The following is a 12040-nucleotide window of genomic DNA, read 5'->3' as shown; positions in this document are numbered from 1 at the left end:
TCCCGCTCCCCTTTGCCCCCTTCCTCTCCCCCCCCCTCCCCTCCTTCCCGCCCCTCGCGTATGTGCGGTCGAGCGCTACGCGCTCTTCTCGTGGCGGCCGTCGTTCTTCACGATCCTCGGCACCAGCGTCGGGTTCACGTTGTTGTGGACCACGTCCGCCGTGATGACGACGCGGGCCACGTCCTTGCGTGAAGGCACCTCGTACATCACGGACATCAGGACTTCCTCCATGATGGCGCGCAGGCCGCGTGCGCCCGTGCCACGGAGGATGGCCTGGTCGGCGATGGCCTCAAGCGCGGGGCGGTCGAAGTCCAGCTCGACGCCGTCGAGTTCGAACAACCGCTGGTACTGCTTGACCAGGGCGTTGCGCGGCTCGACCAGGATCTTGAGGAGCGCCTCGCGGTCGAGGTTGTGGACCGAGGTGATCACCGGGAGGCGGCCGATGAATTCGGGGATCATGCCGAACTTCACCAGGTCCTCGGGCATGACCTCCTGGAACTGGTCGCTCGCCTCGATCTCCCGCTTGGAGCGGATCGTGGCGCCGAAGCCGATGCCCTTCGCCCCGGCCCGCGACTCGATGATCTTCTCCAGGCCGGCGAAGGCGCCGCCCACGATGAAGAGCACGTTGGTCGTGTCGATCTGGATGAATTCCTGGTGGGGGTGCTTCCGGCCGCCCTGCGGGGGTACGGAGGCGGTCGTGCCCTCGAGGATCTTCAACAGGGCCTGCTGGACGCCCTCACCGCTCACATCCCGGGTGATCGACGGGTTTTCGCTCTTGCGGGCGACCTTGTCGATCTCGTCGATGTAGATGATCCCGGTCTCGGCCTTCTTGACGTCGTAGTCGGCGGCCTGGATCAGCTTGAGGAGGATGTTCTCGACGTCCTCGCCGACATAGCCCGCCTCCGTGAGCGCCGTCGCGTCGGCGATGGCGAACGGGACGTTGAGCATCCGGGCCAGGGTCTGGGCCAGGAGCGTCTTGCCGGAGCCGGTGGGGCCGAGCAGGAGGATGTTGGACTTGGCCAGTTCGATCGCGTCGTCGCGGCCCTGCGCGCCGCCGTTCTCGCCGGCCTGGACGCGCTTGTAGTGGTTGTACACCGCGACCGAGAGCGCCTTCTTCGCGGGCTCCTGCCCGACGACGTACCCCTCGAGGAACTCGTAGATCTCGCGCGGCTTGGGGAGTTCCTCCCACCGCACCTCGGAGGTCTCGGCGAGCTCCTCCTCGATGATCTCGTTGCAGAGGTCGATGCACTCGTCGCAGATGTACACCCCGGGGCCTGCGATGAGCTTCTTCACCTGCTTCTGGCTCTTTCCGCAGAACGAGCACTTGAGCAGGTCGCCGCCATCACCGATGCGTGCCACGAGGTGCTTCCCCTTCGCCTGGGAGCGCTTGGTTCAGCGGCTCCTGGTGCCTCATATCCGACGGTACCTTGCCGGGCCCCTCGTTCGGGCCCCCCTTGGCACGGTTCACATTGACGTGTACCGCGCCAAGGGAAGGTCGGGCGTCAGGCGGCCGCTGCGGCCGTGCTCTTGCGGGTCGACACGATCTGGTCGACCAGGCCGTACGCGAGGGCGTCCTCGGCGGTCAGGATCTTGTCGCGCTCGATGTCCTCGCGGACCTTCTCGATCGGCGTGGACGAGTGCTTGGCCAGCATCTCCTCCAGCTGCTCGCGCATGCGCAGGATCTCGTTGGCCGCGATCTCCAGGTCGGAGAGCTGCTCCCGGCCGGTCTGCGAGGACGGCTGGTGGATCAGCACGCGGGCGTGCGGCAGGGCCATCCGCTTGCCGGGGGTGCCCGCGGCGAGCAGGACGGCGGCGGCGGAGGCCGCCTGGCCCATGCAGACCGTCTGGATGTCCGGCTTCACGAACTGCATCGTGTCGTAGATGGCGGTCAGCGCGGTGAAGGAGCCACCGGGGCTGTTGATGTAGATCGAGATGTCGCGGTCCGGGTCCATCGACTCCAGGCACAGCAGCTGCGCCATGACGTCGTTGGCGGAGGCGTCGTCGATCTGGACGCCGAGGAAGATCACGCGCTCCTCGAAGAGCTTCGCGTACGGGTCGTACTCGCGCACGCCCTGCGAGGTGCGCTCGACGAAGCGGGGGACGACGTAGCGGTTGTCCACCTGCGGGCCCGTGTAGAGGCCGCTCGCGGAGAGATTGTTCTGCATGTGCATGTCGGTGTTCACCATCCTGGTGGCGTTCGGCGGGCTGAGGGTCCGGTTGGGCGGGCGCGCGGGGCTCAGGCCCCGGTGCCGCCACCGCCCGGAACGCCCGAAGCGAGGGAGATGATCTCGTCGATGAGCCCGTAGCCCTTGGCTTCCTCGGCGGTGAACCAGCGGTCGCGGTCGCCGTCGCGGATGATCGTCTCGACGGTCTGGCCGGAGTGGTGGGCGGTGATCTCCGCCATGCGCTTCTTGGTGCGGAGCAGGTACTCGGCCTGGATCTTGATGTCCGATGCGGTACCGCCGATGCCGGCGGAGCCCTGGTGCATCAGGATGTCGGTGTGCGGGAGCGCGAAGCGCTTGCCCGCGGTGCCGCCGGTGAGCAGGAACTGGCCCATGGAGGCGGCCATGCCCATGCCGATGGTGACGACGTCGTTCGGGATGTACTGCATGGTGTCGTAGATCGCCATGCCGGCCGTCACCGAGCCACCGGGGCTGTTGATGTAGAGGTAGATGTCCTTCTCGGGGTCTGCGGCCAGGAGAAGGAGCTGCGCCGTGATCTTGTTGGCGATGTCGTCGTCGACCTGCTGGCCCAGGAAGATGATGCGCTCGCCGAGCAGTCGGCTGTAGACCTGGTCGCCGAGGCCTCCACCGATGGACGGCTCACCGGCGGCGTTAGGCATCAGATTCGTCACGTAATCCACCTGCTCGTCTCTGACGGCTGCGGCCGTCTCAGCGTCTTCGTACTACGGGGGGCTGGAAGATCCCCGGGGCGGGTACTCCCCAACCCTCGTATTCATGGACCCTAACGCGCTGGTGGGCGGGCGCCATCCCGCTTCCCGAACTGTTCGCTGGGAGCGCAAGGTACGGGGGCGTTCGAGCGTCGCGTATGCCGACGTCAGCGCCCCGCGTACGCCCACGTCAGAGGGCTCCGCGGAGATCCGCCCGGGTGCGGTGCGCGCGGCGTGTTACGACGACGGGCCCGGGCGCGCACAGGGCGCGGCCGGGCCCGTCGTACGGGGTTCAGCGCGAGGCTCAGGCCTCGGTCTTCTCCTCGTCGTCCTTCGCGGCGTCGGCGTCACCGGTGGCCGCGGCGGCGACCTCGGTGGCCTCCTCGACCTCGTCCTCGTCGCTCAGGTCGATGACCTCACCGTTGGTGTCGGTGACCGTCGCGGCCTCGACGACCACGGCGAGTGCCTTGCCGCGGGCGACCTCGCCGACGAGCATCGGCACCTGGCCGCCCTCGACGACCGCCTGGGCGAACTGGTCGGGGGACATGCCGGAGGAGGCGGCGCGGCGCATGAGGTGCTCGGTGAGCTCCTCCTGGCTGACGTTGAGCTTCTCCTTGGAGACCAGCTCGTCGAGGACGAACTGGGTCTTGATGCCCTTGACCGCCTGCTCCTTGGTCTCGGCGTCGAACTCTTCCTCGGTCTTGCCCTGGATCTCCAGGTACTTGGCGAGGTCGAGGCCCATCTGGCCGAGCTGGTGGTGCTCCAGGTTGTGCTTGCGGGTGTTGATCTCGTCCTCGAGGAGCTTCTCGGGGATCGGGACCTCGACCAGCTCGAGGAGCTTGTCCAGGACGCGCTCCTGGGCCTGGGTGGCCTGGTCGTACTCCTTCATGTTCTCGAGGCGCTTGCGGCTGTCGGCCTTCAGCTCCTCGAGGGTGTCGAACTCGCTCGCCATCTGCGCGAACTCGTCGTCGAGCTCCGGGAGCTCACGGGCGGCGACCTGGGTGACCTTGACGGTGACCTCGGCGTCCTGGCCCTCGGCGGAGCCGCCCTTCAGCTGGGAGGTGAAGGTGGCCTCGCCGCCGGCCTCCAGACCGGTGACGGCCTCGTCGATGCCCTCGAGGAGCTCGCCGGAGCCGATCGTGTACTGCACGCCGTCGGCGACGCCGTCCGCGAGGACCTCGCCGTCGACCTTGGCCTCGAGGTCGATCGTCACGACGTCGCCCTCGGCGGCGGCGCGCTCGACCGGGGAGGTGGAGGCGAAGCGGGAGCGCAGCTGCTCCACGGACTTCTCCACGTCCTCGTCGGTGACCTCGATCGCGTCGACCTCGACCGAGATGCCGGAGTAGTCCGGGATCTCGATGGTCGGGCGGACGTCCACCTCGGCGGTGAAGGCCAGCGTCTCGCCGTCCTTCAGCTCCGTGATGTCGACGTCGGGCTGGCCGAGGACGTTGACATCGGCCTCGTTGACGGCCTGCGTGTAGAACTTCGGGAGGGCGTCGTTGACGGCCTCCTCCAGCACCGCACCGCGGCCGAACCGCTGGTCGATGACCCGGGCCGGGATCTTGCCCTTGCGGAAGCCCTTGACCGTGACCTGCTGGTTGATCTTCTTGTACGCCGCGTCGAGGCTGTCCTTGAGCTCCTCGAAGGGCACCTCGACAGTGAGCCGAACCCGGGTCGGGTTCAGGGTCTCCACGGCGCTCTTCACGGTTCGGTCTCCTTGGTGGCTGAATTCTGGGGTTCTGCTGTGGTCACCGGGGTGTGATGTCCGGCGGCGGCTCAGCGGATCGGGCCCGGCTCTTCAGACACTCGTCAGACACACGGGCACACAGCTTGCATAGTAACCGCAAGCGGGATGAGCCCCACAACGTGATCTTGACTGACGATCAGGACTGATGGTCGGGGTGGCGGGATTTGAACCCACGGCCTTCCGCTCCCAAAGCGGACGCGCTACCAAGCTGCGCCACACCCCGTCGGTGCGACACGTAGGGTACATCCCCGCAGCCTGTGCTCCGACCTCTTTGTTTCGTACGAACCCGCTGTGTACGGAATGGGATGTGCGGCGACCGGCACGGACCCGCTACGATGCTCCTCGTGTCGCGGCCTCCATGACCTGCGGCGCGATTCTCGCGGGCGTAGCTCAATGGTAGAGCCCTAGTCTTCCAAACTAGCTACGCGGGTTCGATTCCCGTCGCCCGCTCTCAACGGCTCAGGGCCAGGTCAGAGGTCGATTCCTCCGCCTGGCCCTGATGTGTTTCCAATCTTCCTCGCGACCCTACGTGCCCGCTGCGTGCCCGTTCGGATCCTGATCTTGCTTCCGAGCCTGCTCGACCACCGCACTCACGGCCTGGCCGATCAGACGCTCTCGCTCAGCCGTGGCGTGCTGATAGATCAGCGCGGCGCGCGCGGTGCTGTGGCCCATTCTGGTCATCAGCTCACGCGTGCTGGCGCCGGTCGCCGCAGCGAGGGTGTTCCCCGTGTGGCGGAGATCATGAAAGTGCAGGCCCTTGATCCCGACCTGATCGCACGCCTTGCGCCACAGCTTGCCGAAGTGGTTCCGGCGGGGCGTCGCCTTCTTGGCTCCGATGAACACACGGCCGTCAGGGCCAACCTCGGCATAGATCGCGAGGTGCGTGACCAGGTCCGTCACGATCACAGCCGGGATGGCCACAGTGCGCTTACCCGCAGCACTCTTGGGCTCCTTCAACATCTGCTTACCGCTGTGGAGTTCGGCCACGTTCCGGCGGACGCGCACGGTTCCGGCGGCGAGGTCGAGATCCCGGCGGCGCAGCCCGACCAGCTCGCCCCAGCGGAGCCCCGTGAAGGCCGCCAGGAGGACGAGCGCCCGATAGCGCGGCTGTATGGCCCCTGCGAGGGCGTAGACCTCCTGGACGGTCGCCGTGGGTCGCTCAGGGGTGGGAGCGACGCTCGCGCCCTTGACCCGGCAGGGGTTCCGCCGGATCAGCCGGTCCTCCACGGCGGTGCTGAGCACAGCCCGCAGGAGGGCGTACGACTTGGCCACCGAGGAAGCGCCGGCCCCTGCGTTGAGGCGCCCAACCCTCCAGCCCCGGACCATGGCCGGGGTGATGTCGACCAGGACGACGCTGCCGAAGGTCGGTGCGAGGTGGTTCCGCAGGAGCGACCGGTACAGGTCGGCCGTGGAAGCGCTGATGCCCCGCTCGGTGATCCAGGTTGCGGCGTACGGACCGAAGGGCACGTTGGCCGCGTCAGGGTCGGTCCAGTCCCCCGCGCGCAGCTCGGCTTGCTTCTCGGCCAGCCAGTCATCCGCTTCCCGCTTGGTGCGGAATGTGTGCGGGGCGGGGCGGTCCATGCCGTCGGGGGCGAGGTAGCGAGCCTGATACCGGCCGGAGGGCAGCTTGCGCACGCGGCCGAACGACCGCTTCCTGACCGCCATCAGGCCACGCTCCTCAGCCGTCGGGTGGTCGGTGCAACGGTGTTGGCCTCGATGAATGCCACAACGGCCCGCTCGGGGATGCGGACGTGACGACCGACCTTCACGAAGGTGATCCGGCGTTCCTCGATGAGTCGCCGGGGGAACCGGACAGTGGTACCGAGGAGTTCGGCGACCTGGTCCACGGTGAGCAGTCGATCCATGGTCACCACTCCCCCGTGGTGTCGGAGGCGTCCAGCTCGGCGCGGAGCTCCCGGCCCAGTTCGCGGTTCTGTCGGATGTCTTGGGCGATGCTGGCGGCGAGCAGGGATTCGCCGGGTGTGTGGCCGTGCCCGGCGTAGGTCCAGTGGGCGAGCACGAGCGTGGAGCCCTCCTCGGTGTCGTCGATGTCGGGGAGCCCGCGGGCCTGGCGTTCCTGGCGAGCGCGGTAGTCGGCGCGGACCTGGCGCAGCGCGCCGAGGGTGGTGGAGTAGCGGCGGGACTTGGTGGAGAAGTGGCCGCGGAAGCCGAGCATGTGCGACCAGCGCGCCAGCAACCGCTCCGGATAGTCGGAGTCCAGCTCCCAGCAGGCTTCGATCAGGCGCCGAGTGTGGGCCGGGAGGTTCAGCCGGTCCAGCTCCCGCAGTTCGCCAATCCGGCGGTCCACAGTGCCGGTGGTCTCGGCCGCCTTGGTGGCGTACTTCGCCACGTAGGCGGCGACGGCCCGTTCGGTCAGCTCCTCACGGCCGAGAGCGCCGATGGGTTGAACATCGACTTGGGTTCCCCACCTGAGGGTGCGGGCGGGCTGGGCGCCGGCCGCTGCAACCTGGACAGCGACCCGAGCCGCAGCGGCCCGGATGCTGTCGTCCAGGAGCGGGACGGTGGCCCAGGCTGGGGGCTCGGTTTCCGGGCCGTCCGGACCGTCGAGCCGCACCACGGCGTGGAAGTGCACGGCGCCGCGCTTTTGGAACTCGGCGACCTTGCCGAAGGAGACCCGGCAGGCATCCGTCAGCGCGCGCTGGGACAGACCGGCGCGGGCCGCGATCTCACGCCGTAGGTAGATCGTGAAGCGCTGCCACAACTGCCCCGCGTGGTTGTTCCACAGCACCGCCCCGGCGTAGTCGTAGCGCTCGGGATCGAGCGCCGTACCGAGGGAGGGATCGTCCTCGGCGTGCTGGGCACCGCAGCGGCAGCGGCCGGAGGCCGGGCGGTTGTGCACCGGGCCGAACGACGGGGCGGTGAGGGTGGCGAAGACCCGGGGGTGGTCGCGGACGGCGGTGGGAACGTCCTTGCGCTCGTCGCCGGTGATCCCAGCCCGGATCAGGTGGTAGGTGTCCCCCGCGTACGTCCAGGCGCAGGATGGGCAGCGGGAGGCCCGGCGGTTGCCGCAGGCGACCCGCAACCGGCCACCCGGCTCCGCCTCGGTCGAGTACGCGTACAGGGTCTCGGCTGTGGTGCGGTCCTTGGTGATGGTCCAGCCCTGGAGGTGGATCGGGTCGGAGCAGCCGCCGGTGCGGCGGATCTGCTCGCGCCAGCGGTCGAGGCCGGGCGTGTTGGCGACCCGGAGCAGGTCGACCAGGGTCAGCGGGTCGGTGCCCATGGCCGCCGCCACATCAGCGACAGCGGCCGGGGACACGGGCAGGTGGGTCACGCGGCCACCGCCGCAAGGACGAGGTTGGCCAGCGGCTTGCCCGTCTCCCAATCGAACGGAACCGCTACCGGGCAGCGTTCACGGTCACGAGCGTTGTGCACGAGAATCCCGGCGCCGTCCGCCTTCACCCAGTCCGCGCCACCGGCGATCCCGCAGGCGTGGCAAGGCGAGGGGACGACCTCAGCGTCGTCGGTGCGAGACAGCGGCGCGGATAACGGCGCGGGATGCGATACGTAGAGCGTGGCGGGCATGATGGGGCTCCCTTTCATGGGGACGGGAGCGGCGCATCTGCTTGGCGGTAGGGGCGCCGCTCTCTTCATGCCGACCGGCAAGCCGGACCGACATCTCTAGAGAACATCACGTCTCTAGAGACGTCAAGGTTCATCGGGCCCTCCGATGCGGAATGCCTGACTCAGCACAGGGCAGGAGCCTCCGCCAGTCGACTTACGAAGCCCCCAATGTTCTGCGCGAGCCCTTCACCGCCCTAAGGTGTCTAGAGAGGAGAGGACCACTGAGCTATGGCCACTGAAGGCAACGGCCGCCAGCCGAAGTACCAGCGGATCGCGAACGAACTGAAGGAAGCGATTCGTTCGGGCACGTATGCGCCGGGAGACCGTCTGCCGGGAGAGAACGACCTCATGGCGCAGCACGAGGTCGCACGGATGACCGCCCGCCAGGCGCTCGGCGTGCTGCAGAGCGAAGGACTCGCGGAGGCCCGCAAGGGTGCCGGTGTGTTCGTCCGCGCCTTTCAGCCTCTGAGGCGACGAGGTATTCAGCGACTGTCGCGGGAGCAGTGGGGATCGGGCCGGTCGGTGTGGTCAGCCGATCTTGGGGACCGGAACCTGGTCGTAGACCAAGTGCAAGTCACCGAGGAGGAGGCTCCGGACCACGTCGCCCCAGTGCTGGAGTTGGGCGAGGCCGAGCGTGTGTGCGTGAGGAGGCGGCGGTTCGTGCTCGACGGCAAGCCCGTACTGATCGCCACGTCGTACCTTCCGGCTTCCCTTGTCGCCGACTCGGCCATCACCCAGGTCGACACCGGACCGGGCGGAACGTACGCACGACTCGCTGAACTCGGCCACAAGCCCGTGCACTTCCGCGAGGAGATCCGCTCACGGATGCCCGATCAGGAGGAAGCCACGCAGCTCAGCCTGTCGATGGGCACGCCCGTGATCCTCATTTGCCGCACAGCCTTCGCCGAAGAAGGGCGAGCAGTCGAGGTCAACGAGATGGTCCTCGACTCGGCTTCCTACGTCCTGGAGTACGACTTCGACGCCTGACGGCACCCGGGCCTGTTACAGGTTTCTCTACCTCGATCAAGCACCCGTCGTCGCTTCGCTCCTCCGGGCGGGCGCGGGCGGCCGGCGGCGCCCGCGCTCATGTCTCCGCCCCGTTTGGCACCGCCGGCCGCCCGCTCCCGCCCAAGAGGACAGGCACACGGGGCATGAGGTCAGGACACGTCGTGGCTGGGGCGGTCGGCTCCGCGACTTTAGCCAGCCACTTTGGCGCGAGCCTCGCAGATCATGGCCCCACATCGGGCACTAACGGGCAGGTCCACAAGCCTGCCCGATCCGCGGGCCAGCGTAAGGGGCCATGATCACTCGCGCCAAAGCAGCTCCCGGCCAAAGTCGCTACGCCGACCTAGCTGCTGACTGCGACTTGTATAGATCGCCTTCAGAAGACGGTCGGCTCGGCAGTCATTGCGAAAAGAGGAGGTCAGAGAGACTTCATCACCTATGCCCTTGAAGCGTCGACAGAGCGATGAAATGACTGGACTGAGACTATTGGAGCTGTGAGGGTGCTCACTCGACGATCGCGAAGGAGCGACAGGTGGACTCCTCGGACGAACTCCTTCGACGGGCAGAACCGTCAGCTCTGCTGTACCCGGACGGCATCGTCCGCTCCCTGAACGCCGCGATGGCCGCGGTGCTCGGCAGGCCGGAGGAGCAGTGTGTAGGCCGATACGTATGGGACCTGGTGCCCGAAAGTCAGCGAAGCGCGGTCGAGTGCATCGTGGCCCATGCGAGTAAGCAGAGGCTGGCGATGCGGGTGCTGGAGCTTCCCGGGCCGGGCGGGGCAGCTCTGGTCGCCCTCATCGAGGGGCGGCCCATAACGCCCGCCAGGGGTGGCGAGGAACTGGTGTGGGTGCACGCGTTGAACGTGCGGAACGATCTCGACAGCCTGCTGATCCCGTTCCGACTGTCGGCGAAGTCCGCTGGCCTCGGCTTGTTCATGTACCACCCTCAGGTGCAGCAGCTCGAGTGGCTGGGAGGCGCAGCCACCGTGGGCGCACTGTTCCCGGAGGCCACGGTGTCTTTGCCCTGGGTGCTCCGGCACGTCCACCCCGACGACTGGGATTCCCTGCGACGGCTTCTGGCCCCGGACGCCCCCCAGCTCCCGTGGACCAGCCTGCGGTTCCATAGCGACCACGGCGACTGGTACCAGCTGGCCTGCCAGACCCGTCCGATCCAGCTGGGGTATGACGGCCCCGAGCAGGTCTTCGGGATGATTCGCGACGACACCCAGCACGAGGCCCACCGCAAGGAGACGCTGGCCGCGCTGGGGGCCGAGCGGCGCCGCGCCAGCGAGATCGAATTCTCCTCCGCCCTCATCCGCGCAGCCACCGAGCACGAATTGCAGCAGGTCGTTCTGACCCGGCTCGCCGCGACCTTCGGCGGTACCGGCGCGGCGCTCGCGCTCGTCGACAACGGGCACCTCTTCGTCTCCACGGATGCCAGCCTCTCGATGCGAGTCGCCACCCGGCGTCGCCTGTCGCTGGACGACCCGCTCCCGATAGCCCAGGCGGCGCGCACCGGCAAGTCGCTGTTCTTCGCCAATAAGGGGGAATTTCTCCGCCGCTGGCCCGACGCGGACCCGATCCTGCAGTGGCCAAACCCCGAGATCGCCGCGTCGGTCACTCCCCTCGGCCCCGCCGGCGACCAGCCGCTCGGGGCTTGGGTGGTGACCTACGACAGCGGGCACCGCCCGTCCCCGGACGAGAACGCCTTCATGATCACGCTGGCCGAGCTCGCAGGCCAGGCACTGGTGCGCATCAGATCGCAGCAGGCCCGCGTCGAGCTGGCCACGGCAGTCCAACAGCACATGCTCCCGACGCTGCCCGAGCGTCTACCGGGCCTGGAGGTCGCCGCCCGCTACCGGCCCTGCCGCACCGGGCTCGACATCGGCGGAGACTGGTACGACGCCTTCCTCATGCCAGACGGTGCCGTGGCCGTGGAAATCGGCGACGCCCAAGGGCACGACGTGGATGCGGCCGCCTTCATGGGACAGGTGCGCGGCTCGATGCGCGCATTCGCCTCCCACGAGCCGGACCCCGCAACCGTGCTGACGCACGTCAATCAGCTGCTCGTCGCGATGGACGCACCACGGTTCGCCAGCTGCACCATGCTGCGCATCGATCCACGCAGCGGACGGGTCACCGGCGCCAGCGCCGGCCACGTGCCCCTGCTGTGCGCACACGACGACGGCAGCCATGACGTCCGCCGGCTACCGGGCGGTCCGGTCCTGGGAATCCTGCCGGACGCCGACTACCCCGAGGAGACCTTCACCCTGGACAAGGACACCGCGCTTGTCATGGTCACCGACGGCGTGGTCGAAGCATCGGACCTCACACTCGACGCCGGACTGGAGCAGACCGGAACACTGGCCGCCCAAGCCCTCCGCGACGGACTGAGCGCACAGGAGACCGCCGACCGAATCCTCGACGCCGCAACCGCGATGAAGCACTCCGACGACCTCGCCGTGCTGGTCGTCCGACGCACACGATGAACTCCCGTGATCATCACGCTCCTCTGTCGTCCCCTTTGCGCGCCCGATCGGGCGGACACAGACGGGAGTAACGGGGAACACCTGCGACGGCCTCAGGCTCGTGCCCGCGGCGTGCCCGATTCAGCGGGATCTCTCGGGGATTCACGGGGAACAGCGGCGACAGTCGCGCTCCGGACCAGGTCAGGGACTTGGCAGGTCAGCCGCGATCCGCATACGGCGTCTTCCAAACTAGCTACGCGGGTTCGATTCCCGTCGCCCGCTCCGTACGGCTCCGGGCAGGGGGGGGAGAGGGGGGGCACTACACACCCCCGAGAGATTTCCTCTCGTG

The 12040-nt window shown here is 68.2% G+C and carries 10 protein-coding genes and 2 tRNA genes; 3 read left to right on the top strand and 9 right to left on the bottom strand.

The window, feature by feature from the left end; translation table 11 throughout:
• Nucleotides 1–75: 75 nt before the first annotated feature.
• The 5 genes from clpX to ACFV9O_RS12580 all read right to left on the bottom strand — a co-directional run bounded on the left by clpX (nt 76) and on the right by ACFV9O_RS12580 (nt 4860).
• Nucleotides 76–1359 carry an ATP-dependent Clp protease ATP-binding subunit ClpX gene (gene clpX, locus ACFV9O_RS12600; protein ID WP_318106826.1) on the bottom strand — a complete coding sequence of 428 codons (1284 nt, stop codon included), beginning with the start codon at nt 1357–1359 and terminating at the stop codon, nt 76–78.
• 143 nt (nt 1360–1502) lie between these two features.
• Entirely contained in the window at nt 1503–2186 is a 684-nt protein-coding gene (locus ACFV9O_RS12595) for an ATP-dependent Clp protease proteolytic subunit (protein ID WP_385416084.1), read from the bottom strand.
• Nucleotides 2187–2236: 50 nt separating this feature from the next.
• Nucleotides 2237–2842, bottom strand: a complete 606-nt coding sequence (locus ACFV9O_RS12590; protein WP_385416288.1) for an ATP-dependent Clp protease proteolytic subunit — start codon at nt 2840–2842, stop codon at nt 2237–2239.
• 352 nt (nt 2843–3194) lie between these two features.
• Nucleotides 3195–4595, bottom strand: coding sequence for a trigger factor (tig, locus tag ACFV9O_RS12585; protein ID WP_385416081.1), 1401 nt, complete (start codon nt 4593–4595; stop codon nt 3195–3197).
• Nucleotides 4596–4783: 188 nt separating this feature from the next.
• Nucleotides 4784–4860, bottom strand: a tRNA-Pro gene (locus ACFV9O_RS12580).
• Between the two features lie 156 nt (nt 4861–5016).
• On the opposite strand from ACFV9O_RS12580, the gene ACFV9O_RS12575 reads away from it, so the two are divergent.
• A tRNA-Gly gene (locus ACFV9O_RS12575) sits at nt 5017–5087 on the top strand.
• Between the two features lie 75 nt (nt 5088–5162).
• Here the strand turns inward: ACFV9O_RS12575 and ACFV9O_RS12570 are convergent.
• Genes ACFV9O_RS12570 through ACFV9O_RS12555 form a run of 4 tightly spaced genes read right to left on the bottom strand, consistent with a single transcriptional unit; the run spans nt 5163 to nt 8180 of the window.
• Nucleotides 5163–6302 carry a tyrosine-type recombinase/integrase gene (locus tag ACFV9O_RS12570; protein ID WP_385416079.1) on the bottom strand — a complete coding sequence of 380 codons (1140 nt, stop codon included), beginning with the start codon at nt 6300–6302 and terminating at the stop codon, nt 5163–5165.
• Nucleotides 6302–6502, bottom strand: coding sequence for an excisionase family DNA-binding protein (locus tag ACFV9O_RS12565; protein WP_385416076.1), 201 nt, complete (start codon nt 6500–6502; stop codon nt 6302–6304). Before ACFV9O_RS12565 ends, ACFV9O_RS12570 begins: the two co-directional genes overlap by 1 nt.
• Nucleotides 6503–6504: 2 nt before the next feature.
• Nucleotides 6505–7878 (bottom strand): replication initiator protein RepSA, encoded by a 1374-nt coding sequence (repSA, locus tag ACFV9O_RS12560; RefSeq protein ID WP_385416286.1) that lies wholly within the window; start codon nt 7876–7878, stop codon nt 6505–6507.
• A gap of 47 nt (nt 7879–7925) precedes the next feature.
• On the bottom strand, nt 7926–8180 hold the full coding sequence (locus ACFV9O_RS12555) for a hypothetical protein (protein WP_385416073.1): 255 nt from the start codon (nt 8178–8180) through the stop codon (nt 7926–7928).
• A gap of 267 nt (nt 8181–8447) precedes the next feature.
• On the opposite strand from ACFV9O_RS12555, the gene ACFV9O_RS12550 reads away from it, so the two are divergent.
• Nucleotides 8448–9206 (top strand): GntR family transcriptional regulator, encoded by a 759-nt coding sequence (locus ACFV9O_RS12550; RefSeq protein ID WP_385416071.1) that lies wholly within the window; start codon nt 8448–8450, stop codon nt 9204–9206.
• A 550-nt stretch (nt 9207–9756) separates the two neighbouring features.
• Nucleotides 9757–11712 carry a SpoIIE family protein phosphatase gene (locus ACFV9O_RS12545; protein ID WP_385416068.1) on the top strand — a complete coding sequence of 652 codons (1956 nt, stop codon included), beginning with the start codon at nt 9757–9759 and terminating at the stop codon, nt 11710–11712.
• Nucleotides 11713–12040: the final 328 nt, after the last annotated feature.

Source organism: Streptomyces sp. NPDC059909 (genome assembly GCF_042730885.1).
In the GTDB taxonomy this organism is placed as follows: domain Bacteria; phylum Actinomycetota; class Actinomycetes; order Streptomycetales; family Streptomycetaceae; genus Streptomyces.
The sequence above is the reverse complement of the archived record's forward strand: the minus strand, read 5'-3'. Positions and strand labels throughout refer to the sequence as shown.

Coding starts and splice junctions, on each gene's coding strand:
- ACFV9O_RS12570 (WP_385416079.1), bottom strand. CDS start 6,302: ATGGCGGTCAGGAAGCGGTCGTTCGGCCGCGTGCGCAAGCTGCCCTCC.
- repSA (WP_385416286.1), bottom strand. CDS start 7,878: ATGGGCACCGACCCGCTGACCCTGGTCGACCTGCTCCGGGTCGCCAAC.
- ACFV9O_RS12565 (WP_385416076.1), bottom strand. CDS start 6,502: ATGGATCGACTGCTCACCGTGGACCAGGTCGCCGAACTCCTCGGTACC.
- ACFV9O_RS12590 (WP_385416288.1), bottom strand. CDS start 2,842: ATGCCTAACGCCGCCGGTGAGCCGTCCATCGGTGGAGGCCTCGGCGAC.
- ACFV9O_RS12595 (WP_385416084.1), bottom strand. CDS start 2,186: ATGGTGAACACCGACATGCACATGCAGAACAATCTCTCCGCGAGCGGC.
- ACFV9O_RS12555 (WP_385416073.1), bottom strand. CDS start 8,180: ATGCCCGCCACGCTCTACGTATCGCATCCCGCGCCGTTATCCGCGCCG.
- ACFV9O_RS12550 (WP_385416071.1), top strand. CDS start 8,448: ATGGCCACTGAAGGCAACGGCCGCCAGCCGAAGTACCAGCGGATCGCG.